Annotated in this window: 21 protein-coding genes; 7 read left to right on the forward strand and 14 right to left on the reverse strand. The window is 38.8% G+C overall.

Annotated elements, in window-relative coordinates:
- Positions 1-109 precede the first annotated feature (109 nt).
- Both T543_RS05285 and T543_RS05290 read left to right on the forward strand, forming a co-directional pair.
- Entirely contained in the window at positions 110-1750 is a 1641-nt protein-coding gene (locus T543_RS05285; protein ID WP_035766317.1) for an ABC-F family ATP-binding cassette domain-containing protein, read from the forward strand.
- Positions 1751-1850: 100 nt separating this feature from the next.
- On the forward strand, positions 1851-2720 hold the full coding sequence (locus T543_RS05290; RefSeq protein ID WP_035766318.1) for a phosphoribosylaminoimidazolesuccinocarboxamide synthase: 870 nt from the start codon (positions 1851-1853) through the stop codon (positions 2718-2720).
- 121 nt (positions 2721-2841) lie between these two features.
- Here the strand turns inward: T543_RS05290 and T543_RS15095 are convergent, their stop codons facing one another.
- Positions 2842-3675: a prepilin peptidase gene (locus tag T543_RS15095; protein ID WP_051638555.1), complete on the reverse strand. Its 834-nt coding sequence runs from the start codon at positions 3673-3675 to the stop codon at positions 2842-2844.
- Positions 3676-3895: 220 nt separating this feature from the next.
- Between T543_RS15095 and T543_RS05300 the strand changes: the two genes are divergently transcribed.
- Positions 3896-4138, forward strand: coding sequence for a hypothetical protein (locus T543_RS05300; protein ID WP_035766319.1), 243 nt, complete (start codon positions 3896-3898; stop codon positions 4136-4138).
- Between the two features lie 645 nt (positions 4139-4783).
- Here T543_RS05300 and T543_RS05305 read toward each other — a convergent pair.
- On the reverse strand, positions 4784-6355 hold the full coding sequence (locus T543_RS05305; RefSeq protein WP_026525425.1) for an ATP-binding protein: 1572 nt from the start codon (positions 6353-6355) through the stop codon (positions 4784-4786).
- 545 nt (positions 6356-6900) lie between these two features.
- Here T543_RS05305 and T543_RS05310 point away from each other — a divergent pair.
- Positions 6901-7263 (forward strand): hypothetical protein, encoded by a 363-nt coding sequence (locus tag T543_RS05310; RefSeq protein WP_035766322.1) that lies wholly within the window; start codon positions 6901-6903, stop codon positions 7261-7263.
- 30 nt (positions 7264-7293) lie between these two features.
- Here T543_RS05310 and T543_RS05315 read toward each other — a convergent pair whose 3' ends face one another.
- From T543_RS05315 to T543_RS05325, 3 genes are all read right to left on the reverse strand, one after another.
- Entirely contained in the window at positions 7294-7473 is a 180-nt protein-coding gene (locus tag T543_RS05315; protein ID WP_035766324.1) for a hypothetical protein, read from the reverse strand.
- Between the two features lie 241 nt (positions 7474-7714).
- Positions 7715-8518, reverse strand: a complete 804-nt coding sequence (locus T543_RS05320) for a Cof-type HAD-IIB family hydrolase (protein WP_035766326.1) — start codon at positions 8516-8518, stop codon at positions 7715-7717.
- 81 nt (positions 8519-8599) lie between these two features.
- Positions 8600-9460 (reverse strand): PHP domain-containing protein, encoded by an 861-nt coding sequence (locus T543_RS05325; RefSeq protein WP_035766327.1) that lies wholly within the window; start codon positions 9458-9460, stop codon positions 8600-8602.
- 267 nt (positions 9461-9727) lie between these two features.
- Between T543_RS05325 and T543_RS05330 the strand changes: the two genes are divergently transcribed.
- The gene (locus T543_RS05330; protein WP_035766330.1) at positions 9728-10366 is read left to right on the forward strand and encodes a phosphoribosyltransferase family protein; all 639 of its coding nucleotides are present in this window, start codon (positions 9728-9730) and stop codon (positions 10364-10366) included.
- Between the two features lie 129 nt (positions 10367-10495).
- Here T543_RS05330 and T543_RS05335 read toward each other — a convergent pair whose 3' ends face one another.
- The 9 genes from T543_RS05335 to T543_RS05375 form a co-directional block, all read right to left on the reverse strand.
- The gene (locus T543_RS05335; RefSeq protein WP_035766333.1) at positions 10496-11173 is read right to left on the reverse strand and encodes a hypothetical protein; all 678 of its coding nucleotides are present in this window, start codon (positions 11171-11173) and stop codon (positions 10496-10498) included.
- 29 nt (positions 11174-11202) lie between these two features.
- Positions 11203-11859: a hypothetical protein gene (locus T543_RS05340; protein ID WP_035766336.1), complete on the reverse strand. Its 657-nt coding sequence runs from the start codon at positions 11857-11859 to the stop codon at positions 11203-11205.
- Positions 11856-12788 carry an ATP-binding cassette domain-containing protein gene (locus T543_RS05345; RefSeq protein WP_035766338.1) on the reverse strand — a complete coding sequence of 311 codons (933 nt, stop codon included), beginning with the start codon at positions 12786-12788 and terminating at the stop codon, positions 11856-11858. Before T543_RS05345 ends, T543_RS05340 begins: the two co-directional genes overlap by 4 nt.
- 3 nt (positions 12789-12791) lie before the next feature.
- Complete coding sequence (locus T543_RS05350; RefSeq protein ID WP_035766340.1) at positions 12792-13169, reverse strand: GntR family transcriptional regulator; 378 nt, start codon at positions 13167-13169, stop codon at positions 12792-12794.
- A 228-nt stretch (positions 13170-13397) separates the two neighbouring features.
- Positions 13398-13652 carry a hypothetical protein gene (locus tag T543_RS05355; RefSeq protein ID WP_035766342.1) on the reverse strand — a complete coding sequence of 85 codons (255 nt, stop codon included), beginning with the start codon at positions 13650-13652 and terminating at the stop codon, positions 13398-13400.
- 81 nt (positions 13653-13733) lie between these two features.
- The gene (locus T543_RS05360) at positions 13734-14327 is read right to left on the reverse strand and encodes a Maf family protein (protein WP_035766344.1); all 594 of its coding nucleotides are present in this window, start codon (positions 14325-14327) and stop codon (positions 13734-13736) included.
- A 12-nt stretch (positions 14328-14339) separates the two neighbouring features.
- Positions 14340-16508 (reverse strand): RNA degradosome polyphosphate kinase, encoded by a 2169-nt coding sequence (locus T543_RS05365; RefSeq protein WP_255347217.1) that lies wholly within the window; start codon positions 16506-16508, stop codon positions 14340-14342.
- A gap of 36 nt (positions 16509-16544) precedes the next feature.
- A complete protein-coding gene (locus T543_RS05370; RefSeq protein ID WP_035766348.1) occupies positions 16545-18089 on the reverse strand; it encodes a Ppx/GppA phosphatase family protein in 1545 nt (514 codons plus the stop codon).
- 24 nt (positions 18090-18113) lie between these two features.
- A complete protein-coding gene (locus tag T543_RS05375; RefSeq protein WP_197023933.1) occupies positions 18114-19739 on the reverse strand; it encodes a DUF815 domain-containing protein in 1626 nt (541 codons plus the stop codon).
- Between the two features lie 161 nt (positions 19740-19900).
- Here T543_RS05375 and T543_RS05380 point away from each other — a divergent pair, with 161 nt between their 5' ends.
- Both T543_RS05380 and pyrB read left to right on the forward strand, forming a co-directional pair.
- Positions 19901-20923, forward strand: coding sequence for a DUF5050 domain-containing protein (locus T543_RS05380; protein ID WP_081829951.1), 1023 nt, complete (start codon positions 19901-19903; stop codon positions 20921-20923).
- A gap of 131 nt (positions 20924-21054) precedes the next feature.
- Entirely contained in the window at positions 21055-22014 is a 960-nt protein-coding gene (gene pyrB / locus T543_RS05385) for an aspartate carbamoyltransferase (RefSeq protein WP_035766350.1), read from the forward strand.
- Positions 22015-22049: the final 35 nt, after the last annotated feature.

The following is a 22049-nucleotide window of genomic DNA, read 5'->3' on the forward strand; positions in this document are numbered from 1 at the left end:
ACGTAAAACTTTTAATAACATTGCTTTTTTTATTTACATCAAATATAATACCAAATTGGTTATATTATAGTAGAAACACAATCGAAACAACTTGGAGGGAATCCACAGCATGATAAGTGCAAATAACGTTACACTAAGAGTCGGCAAAAAGGCTCTGTTCGAAGATGTAAACATTAAATTCACAGAAGGCAACTGTTACGGAATAATTGGTGCCAACGGTGCCGGAAAATCTACATTCCTTAAAATATTGTCCGGTCAGCTTGAGACGACCAACGGTGATGTAGTTATAACACCCGGTCAACGTCTTTCATTCCTTGAGCAGGACCACTTCAAATATGATGAATATACTGTTCTTGACACAGTAATCATGGGAAATGCCCGTCTTTATGAAATAATGAAGGAAAAAGATGCCATATACGCAAAGGAAGATTTTTCCGATGAAGACGGAATCAAGGCCAGTGAGCTTGAAGCTGAGTTCGCTGAAATGAACGGATGGGAAGCTGAATCCGATGCTGAGAGCCTTCTTAACGGCCTTGGTATTGAGACTGAGCTCCACTATAAGCAGATGAGCGAACTTGACGGTAATGAAAAGGTCAAAGTACTTCTTGCAAGAGCACTTTTCGGAAATCCTGACATCCTGCTTCTGGACGAGCCTACAAACCACTTGGATATGGATGCTATCGCATGGCTTGAGGAATTCCTTATCAATTTTGAAAATACAGTTATCGTCGTATCCCATGACCGTTACTTCCTTAATAAAGTATGTACCTACATTGCGGATATCGATTACGGCAAGATCCAGCTCTATGCAGGTAACTATGACTTCTGGTACGAGTCATCACAGCTTATGATCCGCCAGATGAAGGAAGCAAACAAAAAGAAGGAAGAACAGATCAAAGAACTTAAAGAGTTCATTGCACGTTTCTCCGCTAACGCAAGTAAGAGTAAGCAGGCTACTTCCCGTAAGAAAGCCCTTGAAAAGATTGAGCTTGATACAATAAAGCCTTCATCAAGAAAATATCCTTATATCGATTTCAGACCTGAAAGAGAAATCGGTAACGAAGTACTGACTGTTGAAGGATTAAGCAAAACTATCAACGGCGAAAAAGTACTCGATAATATTTCATTTGTTGTCCAGCATGATGACAAGATAGCTTTTGTAGGTGGTAACGAACTTGCTAAAACCACTCTCTTCCAGATCATATCCGGAGAGATGGAGCCCGACGAAGGTACCTACAAATGGGGCGTAACAACTTCACAAGCTTACTTCCCCAAGGACAACACAAGTGAGTTCGATAATGACTATACAATTACCGAATGGCTCACAGGTTATTCAGAGATAAAGGATGTAACTTATGTCCGCGGTTTCCTCGGCAGAATGCTTTTTGCCGGTGAAGACGGAGTTAAAAAGGTAAAGGTATTATCCGGTGGCGAAAAGGTTCGCTGCATGCTTTCAAAGATGATGATAAGCGGTGCAAACTGCCTGATCTTCGATGAGCCTACGAACCACCTTGATATGGAATCGATCACTGCTCTGAACCAGGGTATGATCAAGTTCCCGGGCGTTGAGCTTTTCGCCTGCAGGGATCACCAGGTAGTACAGACAACAGCAAACAGAATAATGGAGATTCTTCCTGACGGTAGCCTTATCGATAAGCGTTCTACTTATGATGAATACTTAGAGAGCGACGCCATGGCAAGAAAACGTACAGTTTATAAGACCAACGAAGATGAAGAGGATGATGATTGATACTCTTCTGTCTTCAGAGATATTTCTCGGTTTTCAAATTAAAAGCCGATCAAATATATAACTAAAACATTTATGTGCACGCAAGCGAAAGGGAGGAATTATGAAGGAATATAGTCCGGTAAAAGAAGGTAAAGTTAGAGAGATCTACGACATTGGCGAAAACCTTATCATGGTTGCAACAGACAGAATATCCGCCTTTGACGTAATCCTGAAAAACAAGGTAGAGAAAAAAGGAACCGTTTTAACTCAGATGTCCAAGTTTTGGTTTGACTATACAAAAGACATCGTGCCTAACCACATGGTAAGCGTTGATACGTCTGATATGCCTGAGTTCTTCAGACAGCCTCAGTTTACCGGCAACAGTATGCTTTGCAAAAAGCTTACTATGCTCCCTATCGAGTGCATTGTCAGAGGATATATTACAGGAAGTGGCTGGAACAGTTATAAAGAAAACGGAACTGTTTGCGGTATAACACTTCCGGAAGGACTTAAAGAATCCGATAAGCTTCCTGAACCCATCTACACTCCATCAACAAAAGCTGAAATCGGCGATCACGATGAAAATATCAGCTTTGAGCGTTCAGTAGAAGTTCTTGAAAGAGATTTCCCCGGACACGGACAGGAATATGCAGAAAAAATCCGAGACTACACTATCGCTCTTTATAAAAAGTGCGCTGACTATGCTCTTACTAAGGGAATCATCATTGCTGATACCAAGTTTGAGTTTGGTCTTAATGAAAATGGTGAGGTGGTTCTTGCAGACGAGATGCTTACTCCCGACAGCAGCCGTTTCTGGCCGGTTGAAGGCTATGAACCTGGTAAGTCACAGCCCTCTTTCGACAAACAGTTCGTAAGAGACTGGCTAAAAGCCAATCCTGACAGCGACTACAACCTTCCCGCAGACGTAATTGATAAAACTATTGAGAAATATAAAGAAGCATATAAACTGCTCACAGATAAAGAAATTTAAAAGTAATGGGGCTGTCGCTTTAGATGATTAAATCATCATCTTAGTGTGACAGCCCCCTAACTTAACAATGATCAATCGAAAACCTTTTCTTTCATCAATTCATTGTTTCTAAAACACGACTCTACATAAGCAGCCCAAGATACCAGTTTGTAATACTTTCTGAAAAGATCAAAAGCAAATATCCAGAAAACGCTATGGCCGGGCCAAAGGGAAATGCCTTTGAAGCATCCGGGGTAAGCAATCGCCTGATTGCTGCAAATAAAAGTCCGCTGATGCAGGAAAAAATGATAAGCTCATAGCTTCCGGCATATCCAAGGTAAAGTGCCAGCATTGCAAAGAGTTTAATATCTCCGCCGCCCAGTGCTTCCTTTTTAAGTAACTTCTCCATTGCCATAGTCAGAAGAAGCATAATGGCGAGCATCAAAATTCCTGCCAGAAGATGATGACCAATCCATAAGAGCGATGCCTTTGTAAAGACGCCTTCTCCTGACATGAAAGGTGCTGTCACAATCCAGGTGATGATTCCTGCAAGGATGCATCCATCCGGAATTTCAAAGGTCTCAAGATCTGTAAGCGCTATTATAAATAGAATTCCAGAAAGAAAAAGATTTCTGAAAAACAATATTAATGTAGGAACGTCCACAGTGAACGCAAGTCTAAAAGAAGGCTCTAACACTGCAAGGTACATTGACAGTGTTATTATGCCAAAAGAAAGCTCAGTAAGTGGATATCTGGGTGATATTTTTTCTTTGCAATATCTACATTTTCCCTTTGTAAGAAGATAGCTGACTACAGGAATCAGATCTATTGCAGCAAGGTCGTGGCCGCAGTACATGCAGTGACTCTTACCTTTTACAAAATCTTCTTTCCTGCAAATTCGAATCGCAGTGCAATTAAGAAACGAACCGAATATAAGTCCAAAGATGAAGACTATTGTTCTGAAATAAGCATACATTTTGTGTCATCCCCCGCATATTAAATGTTGCTTATTCTATATTAACTCAAAAGATTTTTGCGCACAATCCAACAGTTAGGAGTCTATTTTTTATTATTTTATGTCCGGGACTTCTGTGATAGAATTAAATCAAACAAAGCTTGCCACTTGGAAAGATAAGTTCTACCATTTAGATAAATGGGCAAAGCTCTTCACAGCTACTACATGGGAGGAAGTCAAAATGATTGTAAAAGATAATGAATACCTTGAATCCCTCGCAGAAGCAGTACATATGATTAATCTTGATCCATATACAGCAAGAATGCTTCAAGAGCGCGAAGAAATCATCTGTTACAACAAAGCTCGCGAAAAACGTCTTGCTGAACAGGAAGCCCAGCTTGCTGAAAAAGATGCTCAGATTTCTGAACAGGCTGCTGAAATTGAACGCCTTAAAAAGCTTCTTGAGGAAAAGAACAGCAAGTAATTCATCTGAATTTATCCCCGGGATTTCACTTTAGTGAAATCCCGATTTTTCTTTGTTATAAGCCATTCTGCTAAAATTCCTGCTCTATTTCATATTCCGGTCACTTATTTTGTTCTCAAGGTGCAAAATACAATAACTACAATAATATCTTCTGCGAAGGCTTTTTTGTGCCCTCGCACTTTTAATTAAACTAATCCATTCTCAGTTACCATCGTATCGTAGTCAGTATAGAATGTTCTTGTCGGCTTGTAATAATAGAGTATTGAACCATCTATAATCAGTTTTATTACCTTTCCATCAAACAATACTTCTTTATCCGTAACTCCTGTAAAGTATCCAGGCGTAGCTGAAGCCGGTCCTCCATCAATGCGAGCATATTCTGTACCTATAGAAGTAACGGTAACTGTATCAACATACGTAAGTGATACTCAGACTATCCTGATTGCAACATCGTAACCATCGACTACGATCCCGGTGCCAGCGAAGTTAACCAGCTTAACAGAATTAAGCTCATGCTCTCTACCGCCCACCAAAAAGCATCAGTAGAATACGAACAGGCTGAGAATAAAGCAATTTCATAATAAAATGAAGGAGGTGGTATTACCACCTCCTATTTTTTACAAAATCTCCAACTATTCTGTATATCTATTCGCACACTTTCCAGTCAGATAACATCCTCTTTTCAGAATTAAAAGCTACACCAATCTTAAATAATTTTCTAGGATCTGCTTTAAACGGAAGTGCATACCCGTTATCCTCAATTTGCTTAAGAGCTGAATCAGCAGAATCATCCCTTTTGAATTCAAAAATATAAATATACTTTGCTGATTCCAGAACGCAGTCTATACGTCCATTAAACGTATGCATCTCACATATGGCATATTGCCCCAATAATGTAAATACAAGATAGATTACCGCTTGGAAATAATGTTCAAATGGATCCGAATCCAGCGTATATGTAATATTAGCAAATAGACCGGTCAGGACATTTTTAATATTATCAAGATCGCCATTTTTCACATAACGGCGAAGTGTAAATATGTCGAGCCCTGATCCTGAGCCACAATTTCTGACGTATTCCGGCATCAAGCTCTGCATAAAGCCATATTTAACTTCTTCGTTTGGAAATGACAACGTATATTCCCTGTCAGTGCGATCAAAATCCGCTATAGTCAAATATCCTGTCTGATAAAGAAGCGGAACTATATCTAATGTATCTCCGGTATAGTCCTTAAGCACAGATTCATTAGTATAAATAGTTCGGTCTGTAAATTTCCTTAAATCGAAATTACTTTCCTTAATGTTTTTTATCAGAAATGTAGGTGTACCTGTCTCAAACCAGTAGGCGCCAAAATCCTTTGAAAACAATGCAGATAACACACTGTACGGATTATAAACGCCCTCTCCAGTCTGATGAAAATGATAACCATCATAATACTTCTTTAGGGCAGCAAGGCATTCATCTTCTGTCATCTCCTGCTTATCTGCAAGAACTTTTATCTCAGGTTCAAAACTTTCTCTTATTTCTTTCTCCGTAAGTCCGCAAAGTGCCGCATAATCCTCATCCAAAGAAATATCTCTTAGTTGATTTAAATCGCTAAAGATACTAACCTTATGAAACTTAGATACCCCCGTGATAAATATAAACTGTATATATTCATCACAGCTCTTAAGATTACTGAAAAATCCTTTGAAAACACTTTTATTATGTTCCTGTATATCTATATTATCTACAACATCAAGAAGTGGTTTATCGTATTCATCAACAAGTACAACACAGCGAAGTCCGGTAGATTCATTAGCTGTTTTCAAAAGATTCACAAATCTTTCAGACAGAGAGTTTTCTTTCTTTTCAACGTGATAATAATCTTCCAGTCCTTGAAGAATAAAAGAAAGCTTTTTTTCTAAAGCACCTTCTTCGTTATAATTTGTTCCGTTAAAATCAAAGTAAAATACCGGATATTCTTTCCATGCATCTGAATTATCTGCTTCTAGTTTTTCAATAGTAAGCCCATGGAATAATTCTTTTTTACCTTCCCAGTATGCTTTCATAGTACTTAAAAGCAGACTTTTTCCAAATCGCCTCGGTCTGCTCAGGAAATAAGGTACATTGTTATGTACCAGTCTGTATATAAATTCTGTTTTGTCCACATATAGAAAATTATCTGTTCTTAACTTAACGAATCCCTGTATTCCTACCGGAAGTTTTCTTTCCATGGTAGATTCCTCCCAAGCATCTTTTCATATAAAGATTATACATTCTAATAATTTCAGCGGCAATATTTCATCAAATTCAATTTTATAGCATTTTCATTAGTTGGTATTATTTTCTCATATTTCCTAATCTTATTTAGTAGTTCTTCTTTTTCATTTTTTAAATTTTCAATGTCGCATTTATATTTGTGTATCAATTTCTTATGTGTTGGGACATCTTTCAATATTGATTCATCAATTTCATCTAGTAACTTAGAGCTTGCTTTACCAACTATAGAATCAATCCTACTTTTGCTAACCCAACGATAACTTTTACTTTGAACACCAGTATTAGTATAAAAACCATCTGATGTATTGGCATCAATAACGTCCGAGAATCCCCTTCCATATTTCTTACTAGTGTCGACGATGGCTACACATATAGTGACAACTTCATCCTAAAAGTAGTAGAATTAAATCAAGCAGACAATGCATCACCTGAAGATATCAAATACGGAGTCGATCGCTGGGCCAGATTATTCAAAGCAACCAGCAGAGAGGAGCTATTCATGATTGCACAAGATAATATATCCATGACCGAAGCTGCCAACACTGCTAAGCTTATGTATGAGGATGAACGCATCCGCGAGGCTATCATCTTGGAAGAGGAACGTCAGGCTGCTATTCGTCGGTATGAAAACAAAATTGAAACGTTATCTGCTGAAAACGATACATTAACCTCTGAAAATGAGCGTTTAAGGCGCGAACTCTATAACAAAAAGGTCAGCCGTTTAGAGAAAAGTATCGAAGATAAAAATGCCAAAATTGCGTCTCTTACTGATACTGTTACTTCTCAATCTGATAAGATTGCTTCTCAAACCGATGAGATTGAGCGTCTTAAGAAGGAACTCGAAGAAGCCAAAAGGAAATAATCTTTTTATCAGTACTTCAATTCCGGGATTTCACATCTGTGAAATCCCGTTTTTCTGTTCTAACCCCTTTCTTCTAACCATTATATATAATTGAGGTGCTGTCCCAGCCTTTACATCCATTCCCGGGTATATCATAACGCACAGTATGATAACTGATGTAATTACAGCCATCATTCTACTCACATTCAAATATTTACTACTCCTACTCATCTAAAAAACCTCCTCATTAAAGAAATTATGAATTCATTTTCTGAAATTCATTTTCTGAAACTCATTTTGGAATCTCATATCTATGTTAGAATTTATGCAGCTTCAGAAATAGGTTCATATTTGTGACAAACTGAAAAAAAGAGCGCATCTGCGCCCTTTTCCCGTTTCTAAAACTTTTATAAAATTGGATTTTTCTTTTTGGCATATTCCCCTCCGACAAAGCCCCTAAAAATCATCATTATTAATCTTTATTTATTATAGCAACAAGACCATCATGGTTGTTGTCATACTCTGTAATAACATCCGCAGACTTTTTTACCATATCTGTGCCGTTAATCATGGCAACTCCTAAACCTGCAGCCTGAATCATGGAAATGTCATTTTCTTCATCCCCTGCAGCTATAGTATTTTCTATAGGGATATTCAGGTGCTTAGCAAGACGCTTTACAGCGCTGCCCTTTCCTGCCTCGCTGTTAAAGATTTCCAGATAATACGGATTTGAGAAAAGTAGAGTAAGCCTATCTCCTGCAATATCTTCAACAGCCTTCTTGAATTTTTCAATCCTTTCTCTGTCCTTTAGCTCTATTCCTATTATTTTGCAGGGAACATCGCTTAATGCAGAGCATATATCATCAGTAACTATATATGGTGTATGTATAACTCTCCTGTAATAGGCAAGTTCTTCATCTTCAGCCGGTGTTATCAGGTTATCATCATTATAAGTATGGCAATGTATCCCGTATTCTTTTGCCAGATTAAAGATAGCAGGCACAAGATCCATCGGCACTCCGGTTCTGTATACATCTTTACCCAAATCGCAGTCATATATTTCAGAACCATTAAAGCCTATAAGATATGTGCCCTTAAAAAACAAATTGTTTTCTTTCTGAACTGCTTTTGCACTATCAAGCGCTCTTCCGGTATTAATGGCAAAATAGTTTCCCGCATCGGTAAAAGCAGTAAGTGCCTCCATTGTTTTAGGGGAAACCTTCTTTTCGTCAGTTAAAAGTGTCCCATCCAAATCTGTAAAAAAAATCTTTTTCATTAACTATCTCCATTTTTATAGCATTTACTGCAATTGATAAATTATCTTAAAGCGCAAATCTGCACTACATCTATAACAACTTCAGCCATGCTTTATTTTTTCGTGTACATTTCTGATATTTTCAAGGACATCATAAGGGATTACCATATGTCCGGTTCCTTTTCCCAGTTCAATGTCTGGTTTGTTTGTTCCATGGAAATCTGATCCGCCGCTTATTATAAGATTGTACTTTTCTGCGAGCTTTTTCACATCTCTCTCATCCTGATTGGTGTAAGTTCCGTAGAGAGCTTCGATACCAACAAGGCCTACTTCCTTCAATGATTTTACAAGATTATCAAGTGCATCTTTACCAAGACCGTAGATCATGGGATGCGCAAGAATCGGAAGTCCGCCATTTTCAAGGATCTGAGAAACTGCCATCTCCGGAGTTATCTCCTGCCTTGGCACATAGCAGGGACAGGTATCACCGAGATATCTGTCAAAAACTTCTTTTATACTGGTAACATAACCTTTTGCCAGAAGCATTTTCCCAAAGTGTGCTCTTGTTATTACTGCGCCGGGATTTGCGGCGGTTAATTCATCAAAAGTAATCGGAAGACCTGCAGCTGTAAGCTTTTCGCAGATTTTTATATTTCTGTCAATTCTCGATTGCATATACTTATCAAGAACCGCCACATAATCCGGATCATCATAGTTCACAAAAAGCCCCACTATATGAACATCTTTTCCGTTTTTCACAGTTGAATATTCTATTCCCGGAATCAGCTCAAAGTCCTCATATTTTTCCGCCTGCTTAAGTGCTCTTGCAACTCCTCCAACTGTATCATGGTCTGTTATGGCAATTGCTGAAAGTCCGCATTCCACCGCATGATCCACCAATTCTTCAGGTGTAAGAGTTCCATCCGATGCAGTTGAATGTGTATGTAAATCTATAGTTTTCATCTAGTCACCTCATCTATAACCGCTGCTTTTATCCGGCTCAGATCGTTCTGATACCAGAATCCTATTACGTAATTGTTTCATCATTTTCATTTCACACTTCATTTATGATATAATACCCACGTTTTATTCACAAGGAACATTGATATTATGAAAAAGATATTTTTTACAGAATTTGTGTGGTATTATTAATACATAAAATATTTATTGATATTTCGTTGTTTGTTGTTATTGCAGCTATGTGTTGTACTTATTTTAGGAGGATACATTATGCAAGGTTATAAGAAACTCGAGTATTCAAGAAACACAGACGTAATTCTTCGTTACACAAAGGGGCACTTCATAACCCCTCATTCCCATGTCAATTATTATCTGGATATGTGTGATACTAAGGCCAGAATGAAGGAAGCACGCGCCGCAGGTGAATCACTTGCCGAGCTTTACCTTGCTACTGATGTAATTGACACTATTCTTTGTCTTGACGGGATGGAAGTTGTAGGCTCCTATCTTGCAAACAAGCTTACAGAAAGCGGTGTTATCTCCATGAATTCACATAAAACCATGTATATCACCGGTCCTGAAGTAAATGTCAGCGGTCAGATGATGTTTAGAGAAAACACCCAGCACATGGTAAGTGGCAAAAAGGTCCTTATCCTGACTGATTCCGTTACGACAGGTGGTGCGCTTAAAACAGCCCTTGAATCCATCAGATTTTACAAAGGCGAACCTGTTGGTGTTGCTGCAGTATTTTCTATCGCTACTCAAATTGAAAATGTGCCAATAAGATCTCTCTTCTCAAGCCGCGATCTGTCAGACTATGCAAGCTATTCTCATGACTCCTGCCCTCTTTGCCGGGATGGAGTTGCCGTAGATGCTATATGTAACGGATTCGGTATTTCAACCATGTAAATGTTTTTCCTAAGAAAACAGGATTCGTATTGAACTTTAAAACGCCAAGTCTTTTTTAGACCTGGCGTTTTTATCGTATTTATTTGATTGTTCTAAATACTGAACTATTCCCCTACGATACAATGAGATTTAATTTGCCCACTTTCCAACTGTTCTTTTGATCATATACTCTGACATATCACATTTATATACCAGATTCGAAATTAAATAAGATACAAGATTTCCCAGTAAATACAATATAACTGTAATTGCTACCGATGCCTCAAAGCTTTTTCCGACTATACTGTTAAGTCCAAGATACTCATTATGCATCCCCGTCATAACAGCTACCACGATTATGCAAAACACAACAAGCGAAGCCACGAAGAACTTATAGCATACTCCAAAATATACAAGTGAAAAGAAAATAATGACACCAAGCCAAAAAATATAAGCTGCCTGTGATGTATAATTCTCAGCATCAGATATTCCGGGAGTTCCGTGTTTGACGATCCATGCGCGATGAGCTATAACAACAAAAAGTGAGATTCCGGTTATCGGTAACTGTATCATGAATGGGAATCCGGTCTGCAATTTCTTTTTATAAGAAGATGATTGAATAAGCCCCGACATAGAAAGTGTGAACAACATCTGCCCTATCATTACAGGAAAGAGAAAAATATAAAAACCTCCAATAAAGCTCTGTGATTCACTAGATGCAAATTCCATAAAGAAACCGCATATTCCTATAATAACCATGAAGATTATAGACCTCTTAAGCTGAGCGCTATATTTTAAAAGCTTAAAACATTTGATCAATGATTTCATTTTTTTGTAACTCCTTAATTACCAATCTGTTATTGTAATTTATCCTCAAAACTCTTATCGTAGCAATGACTTGCATGAATATATCCAAGCACTGTGACTATCATAGAAAATGCGAAAACCAGTATCGTAACTATACCTGCGATTCCTATGTTCTCATTAAGTCCGCTATCCGGGATAAAATTTGCAGCCATAGCAGCTATTGCAACAAACGGTATAGACACAAAGGTATACATTGCATAGTTATCAAAATATCTCAATACATTAACTGCTACTGTGTTCATGCTATATGCAATAAGCACTATCATCAAACTAATAAGAACGAATCCTGCATCAAGGTGATCCATCGAATTCATTATGAAGAAAAAAATCACCAGCATGATCATATAATGCAGAAAGTTTCTTATATGCTCACTCATAACACTGCTCAAAAAAAATTTCTTACCATAAAACGAGCTTCTTAAGATTGTATGATGCGAATGCCTTGAATATGCACCGTTAAAGCTAAAGAAATCTCTAAGCAGTTCAGACAGCATCGTATATATCACCATTATAATGACGGACATCTGCCAAAAAGCTGTTCCGATAAGTACGATAAGAAAAATAGTCGCAATCGGGATTAGAAGCCCAAATATCAGTTTATCCCAGAAATTATGATAAATATTATATGATTTTATCGCCATTTTCATGATGCTGCCCTCTTATCATCTTCCATTTCACCAAGCAAAGAATATTCCTTCATTACATGCACTGAAATCTGAGACAGTGTAGGTCTCTCTACAGCTATATCCATACCAGAGAGCTTATCAATATCTTCTGCAAGGCAGATTCCCTCAAAGCCAAAGGAACTTGTAGAAATATTCTTTATAACCTTTGCAGCACTTACTTCATCCTTCTTTTCACCCTTTACGACAATGTATTTTTCCTTGAGATCCTCGGCAAAGCCCTGCTCAACAATTCTTCCCTGCTCAACAATTATCACATAATCGGTTATGCTCTCCATATCAGAAATATTATGTGTGGAAAAAAGAACACTTCTTTCGCCTTCATTCTCTGAAATATAGTTCCTGAGCATATTGCAAAGCTTATCTCTCATAAGTGGATCAAGCGGAGATGCAGGCTCATCCATAAGTAACAGATCCGTTTCTCTTGCAAGAATTCCTGCAAGCATCAGCTTAACCTTATTACCGTCAGAGAGGTTGTTTACCTTTTTGTTTTTTTCAAAAGCGCCACCTGTATAAAGAGCCAGTTCATTGCAGATTTCCCTGTATTTGCCAAGATCGAAGTTATCAAACAAAAGTCCCTGAAGCTCCTCTATCTCCTTAAGAGTCCAGCTTGGAAAGAAATAGTTTCCCGTTCCAAGATATCCAATCCTGTTCTTGACGTCAGGGTTCTTTTCTCTGTCCTTGTCATTATACTGTCCAAAGAATTTAAGGCTTCCTTTGTAATCAAGCTTAATCCCGGCAAGGATATCAAGAAGAGTTGTTTTACCTGCACCGTTCTCACCTATAAGCGCTGTTGCAAACCCCTTGGGAATCTGCAGATTTTCAATATCCAGTTTAAAATTTTTGTACTTCTTAGTGATGTTTTTTCCCTCTAAAACATAATTACATTCCATGACTTATCCCTCCAAATCAAGTTTCAATAAAGTTTGTAATGTTTCCACAAGCTCATCTCCGGTCATTCCCGCAAGCCTTGCAGAATAGATTGCGCTTAAAAGAGCATCCTCAACCTTACGTCTGTGCTGCTCCATAAGCATCTGTGTGTCCTGAGCATTTACATAATATCCCTTGCCCTGAACCGCTGTCACAAGTCCCTCCTGCTCAAGCATCTCATAGGCCTTAAGTGTTGTGATAACACTTATCTTGAGTTCCTTGGCAAGCCCCCTTATAGAAGGGAGATATTCTCCCTGTGAGAGCTTGCCTTCCAGGATATCTGTTCTGAAGCTATCAGCAATCTGTTGATATATAGGTACACCCGATGATTGTAATATTTTCATTAGTTCCTCCTGAAAGTTTAACAAGCTTGAAGAAATTACCGATTTTGGGAAATCAGTAATTTGCTTAACTGTTTATGTGTTATATATACACTAATAACACATACCCTGTCAACTATATTTTTGTAAAAGAAAAAATCAAAGAAAAAATAGCCCCTGCAAAGCGCAAGAGCTATCTACTATCAAAAGCAACTATATTAAAAGAACATAATAAATAACATAATTAAAATATTACCCTTCAACTATCAGATATCTTCCATCACCGATATCAAATACTTCAGAGGCTTCCATAACATCACCGTCTCCCGGATCAAGTCCGGCTTCCTCAAAGTATTCCTCGACCTCATCAGGACCATCAACTACAACAGCCATGCAGTCCTCCAAAAAAGCTTCTGCTTCTTCGAGGCTGTCGGCTACATTTTCAGAAAACAGTTGTCCCTGATTTTCAAGAAAACAATTCAATACCGCATCATCATAATCATGCATACAAAACTCACTTTCCCGCATATCTAATGTAAAATTCTGTCTGACCAAACAAAAGGAGCATTATTCAATTTACAATATGCGTCATACCAGTTTTTCTTTCTTAAGCTCCTGATAGAGTCTCGCAACCGGAAGACCAACCACATTGTTGTAATCTCCCCGGATACCTTCGATGAATCTTCCGAAAATCCCCTGTATTCCGTATGCTCCCGCCTTATCGTAGGGCTCATCCGTATCAAGATACTTTTCAATTTCTTCCTCTGACATTTCAAAGCATTTCACACTGGTACACTCATGAAAAGTAATTGTCTTCTCCGCGCCAAGAGGAGTCTTAACGCATATAGTAACTCCCGTATAAACCTTATGTGAACCGCCTTGAAGCATTCGGATCATCTTTCGGGCATCCGCTCTATCTTTTGGTTTACCCAGTATTTTCTCTCTATATGATACAACGGTATCAGAGCCAATTACAACGATAGCTCCTTTATTATCTCTTAAAACTTTATGAAAAATCTCTTTAGCTTTTTGTTCCGACAAAGATTCCACCACTTCAGATGGTACTGAGCTTGTCAAAATCTCCTCTCCCGTCGCCGGAATAATCTCAAAATCAATCCCCAGGGATCCAAGGAGTTCCTTTCTCCTTGGTGACCCTGAAGCTAGTATATATTTGTACTCCATTTTAACCTCTGATTATAACCCGTGATAATCTCTGTATTCAGGTTCAAAGACCCTGCTCTCACTGATATCCTTGGGTTTTCCGAGTTCAGTTGCCTCAACTCCGAATATCTTTTGTGAGTTAACAGCATCCTTACCTCTTCTGTTTATCTTAATATATTCGCCCTTTTCATTCATAAGGTGCGCCTTGGTATTATCTTTAAGTTCAAGATCCAAAATATGCCACAGCTTTTCCCTCAGTGCGCTGTCCTCAACAGGGAACATGATCTCCACACGCCTCTCAAGGTTTCTTGGCATCCAGTCGGCACTTGATGCATAATACTCAGGGCTTCCGCCGTTTTCAAAGTAGAATATCCTGCTGTGCTCAAGGAAGTTGCCGACAATAGATCTGACTGTTATATTCTCGCTGACACCGGGAATTCCTACTCTAAGGCAGCATATTCCGCGGACGATCAGATCTATCTTAACGCCTGCGCTGCTTGCCTCATATAAAGCAGCGATGACATCCTTATGACAGATTGAATTCATCTTGGCTACAATGTGCGCCGGTTCACCATTCCTTGCATGCTCCGTTTCTCTGTGGATCAGATAAAGTATCCTGTCCTTAAGCCAAAGCGGTGCAATAGTAAGCTTATTCCAGGCAACGGGCTCAGAATAACCTGAAAGCATATTAAATACAGCCGTGGCATCTTCACCGTACGCTTCCGCACAGGTAAACATACCAACGTCAGTATAAAGCTTAGCAGTTGAATCATTATAGTTACCGGTAGCAAGGTGTACATATCTCCTGATGCCGTCTTCTTCTTTCCTTACTACCAGAGTTATTTTACTGTGGGTCTTAAGTCCTTTAAGGCCGTATATAACGTGGCATCCGGCTTTTTCAAGCATCCTTGCCCATACAATATTGTTTTCCTCATCAAATCTGGCCTTTAACTCAACCAGTACAGATACCTGTTTTCCATTATCTGCTGCTTTTGCAAGTGCTGCTATAATAGGAGAATTACCACTTACTCTGTAAAGTGTCTGTTTGATAGCAAGTACATCTGGATCTGAAGCAGCCGTCTCAACAAACCTTACCACAGGATCAAAGCTCTCATAGGGATGATGCATAAGAATATCACCTTCTCTTATACATTCAAATATATCCCTGTCGGCGGGAAGCTGAGGTGACGGAGCCGGAGAATTATATCCATGTTCTTTGAGGTAATCAAAGCCGTCTATTCCGTATAGCTTCATCAGAAATGTCAGATCAAGAGGGCCATCTATGGTATATATTTCCTTATCTTCCACTCCCAGCTCATCAACAAGGATCTTAAGAAGTCTCTTATCAAAGCCCTTCTCAACCTCAAGTCTTATAGCCTGTCCCCATTGACGTCTCTTTAACTGCTTCTCGATCTCCTTAAGCAGATCCTCTGCCTCTTCTTCATCAATTGACAGATCGGCATTTCTACCGACTCTGAACGGATAACAACATACGATATCGTAATTAAGGAATAGCTTATGGATATTCCTTTCTATGATCTTTTCCAGAAGAATAATTTTTCTAACGCCTGAAGCTTCAGGTATTTCCATGATTCTTGGAATAACAGATGGTACTTGAACCATCGCAAAATCAAGATCGGCATCATTATCCTTGCCTCTTACAAGGGCACCGATGTTAAGTGTCTTATTTCTGATAAGCGGGAAAGGTCTCGATGAATCAACCGCCATTGGTGTAAGAACGGGATAGACAAAATCATCAAAATACCTGTCAATATATTCCGCTTCTTCTGCGTTAAGAGCCTTGTAATCCTTCACAAGCTCTACTCCGTTTTCAAGAAGCCCCGGCAATAACAAGCGGTTGTATACTTCATACTGCTTATTTACAAATTCATGTACAGCCGCTGTAACAGCTGATAGCTGCTCTTTGGGAGTCATGCCTGCTATGTCCGGTTTCTTGTAGCCTGCATGTATCATATCTTTAAGAGAAGCCACGCGAACCATGAAGAATTCATCCAGATTACTTGCAGTGATACTCAAAAACTTAAGCTTCTCAAACAGAGGTGTTGCTTTATCCTTTGCTTCCGAAAGGCATCTTGCATTAAACTGAAGCCAGCTAAGTTCACGGTTTATATAATAGCTGTCGTTATAAAAGTTTATTTTTCCGCTCTTTTCATTTAGTTCTGTTTTCTTTTTTGCTGCCACGCTCATTACCTCACTATTTAAAAAATAATCTACAGGTTATAACCGCTTTTGTCTGATCACAGGTTTGATTCCAAATACCTGTTCAAAAAATCTTCCTCTCTCGTCAAACAAGCCTCTCTCAAGCGAAACATCCGCCATGGTATCAACCGTTATTTCAAGTTCCTTGCCTTTGACAGCGACCTTGACATCTTTGAATTTCTGCCTGTGAGTTCTATCCAGTCCGTTGGCAATTCTAAGAATCGCTGTAAGCTTGGAAATCGTGAAATATGACTCCTTGTCTATTCCCTTGAACCTATAAGTGCCATCACTGTAGTATTCAAAATTATCATGATTGAATTTGACAACATTTGCTATTATTGATCTCTCAATATGAGATAGTCCTATGATTTCCGTTGACATTATTATGTTGTAGGAGCACTCACCCAGATTGACCATACTGATATATTTTCCGCAATCATGAAGGATGGTGGAAATCTGTAACAGGAGCCTTTCCCTCTTTCCAAGACCGTGTATCTTCTTCATGCTATCGAAAATATTAAGAGCTATACTCTCAAGTGTCTCGCTTCGCTGCTTACTTCCCATGTACCTTCTGGAAATATTCTGAGCACAAGCTACGATATCCTTCTCAAAATCATGCGCGCTCTTAAGATATTTCTTCTTTTCAGCATATTCGTATGCCATTCCATCACACAGGCATCCTCCCGGAGCCCAGATTGTCTCTGCTTTTAAAGCATCACATATGTTACTTACAAGCAGTCCCGAAACATAAGATAACAACAGATTGTCTTGTGCGATACCGAGCTTTTTTGATATTACAGGCATTGATTCGTTTGTAATATTCTTTATATAATTTGAGAACTCTTTGACCGCAGCGTACCCTTTTTTCTCAAATCCGAGATTAACTCTTTTAAGAACAGGTGATACATAATCATCAAGAAGTATTATATTCTGGACTTTTTTATCCTGCAGATGCATCTTTGCAAAAACAGATAACTGAGAATCCACCAGTTCATGAACAAGAAGGGGATATTTACTGTATCCGGATTTGATCTGCATAAGAGTGGAAAACAGTCTCAAAACGCCAAGCCTAAGCTGCTGGGTTGTAACAAGTGTATCCTTGTCAAAAAGAGATATCTGTATACTTCCTCCGCCTATGTCCACGATTGCTGTAGGTTTATCAAGGAATTCGGAAAAGGCATCATTATTTAGCGCAACAGATTTGTAGTCAAGAAATCTTTGCTCCGAATTACTGATAATGTCGATTTCCAATCCTGTCCTTTGATGAAGAAGCTCGAGAATATTATCAATGTCTCTTGTTTCGCGAAGTGCGCTGGTACCATAAGCCTGATATCTGGACACTCCGTATTCTTCCATGATCCTTCGATATTCGAGCAGGATTTTTATCAGTTCGTCCATCCTGTATGCAGAAATCTGACCTGTAGCATAGGTCTCAGTTCCCAGGTCGATTCTGTGTCTTATGTGATCTATCTCCTTGACACCCTTCTTTAGAGACATCTCAAATATCTTCATATCAAGTTCATAAGACCCAAGGTCCACTGCAGCAAATACGTCTGTCGCCATAATAGCATCCCTCATAATTCTTTTTTACATTTTGGTTCCAAGAATATAATCTATAAACTGTTGTGCTGTTCTGCCGGAGAGCCCACCGTGGCTCATTTCCCACTTCTGCGCCTCTGCGACAAGCTCTTTCTCATCCATATCTATTCTCTCGCGCTTTGCAAGCACTCTTACGATCTCGTCAAATTCCTTCTTGTCAGGTGATCCAAAGTAAATAGTTACACCGAATCTATTGGCAAGTGAGAGTTTTTCCTGCACCGTATCGTTTCTGTGCAGATCATCATCAAGAACAGCCGGCTTATCCTTGAAGCTCTCCCTGATAAGATGCCTTCTGTTAGATGTAGCATAAATCAGCACATTTTCAGGCTTTTTCTCAAGACCGCCTTCGATGATAGCCTTAAGATATTTATATTCCGTTTCAAATTCCTCAAAGCTAAGATCATCCATATAGATGATGAACTTGTAATTTCTGCCCTTTATCTGTGCTATAACATCATTCAGATCCTTGAACTGATGCTTGTATATTTCAATGATCCTAAGTCCTCTGTCATAATACTCATTTGCAATAGCCTTAATACAGGAGGATTTCCCGGTTCCGGCATCTCCGTACAACAGGCAGTTGTTTGCTCTTTTACCCGCAAGAAAAGCTTCAGTATTCTCAATCAGCTTGTTCTTTGCAATTTCATATCCAACAAGGTCATCTAAATGAACATGCCTTATATTTCTTATAGGCTCGATATTCGTCTCATAATCATCACTCTTTATCCTAAATGCCTTGTGGAGTCCAAATTTGCCAACTCCGTAGTTTTTGTAAAAGAGGGAGAGTTCATCAAGCATCTCCTCTGCATCATTTGCCTGTGACAATTTATCAGCGAGCTCCAAGATCCTGTCTCTTACTCTCTTATTAAATAATTTGCTTTCATTATCTCCTGCCTTATAATCCAGTAAAAACTTAAATTCCGGGCAGCCAAGCCTTTCTGTCATCAAAGTAAAGTCGATATCAAAAAAGCTCTTAAACTTCTTCATATCGCAAAGAGCCATATTCCTTAGTGTTCCGCCCACATCTCCTCTCATCTCTGAAGCAAGAGAATACGCATTTTCATCTGACACAAGCATAAGCGCAAGATAATCATGCCAAAGGTTTCCGTAAAATCCGCGTTTAGAACACTCCTTTATAAGAAAGCTCATACACTCGGTAATGTCCATTGGCTCTGCACCTATCAGATCATCACCGTTTCCGAAGCCGCAATTACCTGCTCCCGAATGAAAAACAAGCGAATCAAGAAATAGTTTTTGATCGTAAGTCCCATTATTAAACAATATAAGATTCGTATTAACATTTGAAAAAGCCGGATCTGAAGATTCCCCAAGATCACTTACGCCATGTTTTTTCAGCGTATCATACTGCCTTTTTCTGCTTATTTCCATTATCTTTGTAAAGAATTCGCCGACGGCATCCCTGTTTTCATCGTGACTTGTCTGACTCTTTACAGTCTGTATCTTCTGTATTTCCCTCTCCTTGTCGAAAACATTTTTGCCCATCTCTATTTTGCATTCAGCTATGTTCTCGGCAACCTTCATTCTATCTTCGAAGAGGGCTATGAGATTTTTATCTATCTCATCTATATTCCCACGCAGTTCATTTAAATCCATCTTTTTATTCTCCATTTTTAGTATATAAAAATTTTACAACAGTCTGCCTTCAAACAAAAGAAAAATAACAGAATTTTAACTATTTATGAGCATATAAAAAGTGATATACTAACGATATACAAAAACTTTACTGATGTTTTTTCACAAAAGGTATATGTATTATGACTTCTAAACGTAATATTATATTTTTATCGATCTTAGGCGTTGCATTTGTCGCTATTATTACATTTCTCATAATATCAGAGCACATTCCAATGAATGATGAAAATGTTGTCGGAAATAATCCGGGCAACCTCTATAACGGCGGTCTTTTCCTTGAGCTTGACGGAACAGTCTATTTCTCCAATCCATTAAATCACGACTGCCTATATTCCATGACACCTGATGAGACAAACTTAAAGCCTCTCACAATGATGAGCGTAAGAAATATTACAGGCAGCGGTAAATTCCTCTATTTCTACATGGATAACTCCAACAACTCAGCTCCTTCCGACATAAACGGACTCGGAAAAGTATCTACCTACTACGGTCTGTACAGAAGTAACTTAAAAGGTGAAGATCAGGTTCTTATGAGCTGGAATAAAATATCCGATCTGCAGCTTGTTGGAAGCACAGTTTACTACACCATCCTGCCCGGAGTTGAGGAATCAGGCCTGAACTCAGTAAGAATTGACGGAAAAAACAAGAAATTTATCACTACAGAACAGCTTAATCCCAGCTGTGCACTTAACGGTTCCATCTATTACACAGGTGTTGATCTGGATCATAATCTTCATCAAATGGATACTCTCGCCGATAATGCCACTCATACCGTAATGGAAGGCAACATCTGGCAACCCATTGTAAAAGGCGACTACGTTTACTACATCGATGCGAAACATCATTATCGCCTCGTAAGAACCAGCCTCTCTACAAATGAAACAGAGGTACTTACAAACTCCAGGATCGATTTCTACAATATGAATGATTACAATATCTTCTATGCAACATCAGAATCAGGTAACCAAACTCTACGTGTGATGGGTCTTGACGGTTCCGGCAATACTGTTATCGCAGAAGGTGTATTCAACTCTCTTAATCTTACCTCCAAATATCTGTATTTTAAGCCGTTTGAAGTAGACAATGTAATCTATCACGTACCCGTTGACGGCTCGGCTCCATACTCTACTTTCAGAGATTACTGATACAGAGCCCTAAAAATACATCCCATGAAAAAAATTAAAAATATCATTCGCAATCTCTAGACATAAATGTTTAAGCAGTTATAATTGTTTAAGAACAAAAAAGAAACAAAGTTTTCATGGGAGACAAATCAATGACAAACAATTTACGACATATGATGCGCCCTCTTGATTTCTCTGTTGAAGAGCTGGACAGACTTTTTGATGTTGCAGCTGATATTGAGAAAAACATGAGTGCCTATTCACACAAATGTGACGGTCAGATACTTGCCACTTGTTTCTATGAGCCAAGTACCCGCACCAGACTAAGTTTCGAAACTGCAATGCTCAGGCTTGGCGGTCAGGTTATCGGATTTGCCGATGCATCCAGTTCTTCAGTTTCCAAAGGTGAAAGTGTCGCCGATACTATCAGAGTTATTTCAAGTTTTGCAGATATATGTGCTATGAGACATCCCAAGGAAGGTGCTCCTATGGTAGCAGCTGCAAATTCCACTATTCCAGTAATTAATGCCGGTGACGGCGGTCATCATCACCCCACACAGACTCTTACAGATCTTCTTACTATCCGTTCTCTTCACGGAAGTTTAAACGGATTTACCATCGGTTTATGCGGTGACCTTAAGTTCGGTCGTACCGTACACTCTCTTATCAATGCACTTGTCCGTTATAAGGATATTCATTTTATTTTCATTTCGCCAAAAGAATTAAAAGTTCCCGATTACATAATCGAACTTCTAAATGAAAACAACATAAGCTATGAAGAAGTTATAAAGCTTGAAGACGTTATGCCAAAGCTCGATCTTTTGTATATGACACGTGTTCAGAAAGAGCGCTTCTTCAACGAAGAAGATTACATACGTCTGCGTGATTTCTACATCCTAAACGAGGAAAAGATGCAGCTTGCCAAAAAGAACATGCACATCCTTCATCCGCTTCCCCGTGTAAACGAGATATCCGTTGAAGTCGACAAGGATGAAAGAGCCGCATATTTCAAGCAGGTTCAGTACGGACTATATGTAAGAATGGCTCTGATACTCACTCTTTTGGACAAGACAGATGATCACATGAACCATGGACTGCTAAGAGTATTTTAAGCTTCCATCCAAAAGCAAATTTAGTATTTAAGGAG

Origin of the sequence: Butyrivibrio sp. NC2002 (assembly GCF_000702265.1) — a bacterium.
Classification (GTDB): domain Bacteria; phylum Bacillota; class Clostridia; order Lachnospirales; family Lachnospiraceae; genus Butyrivibrio.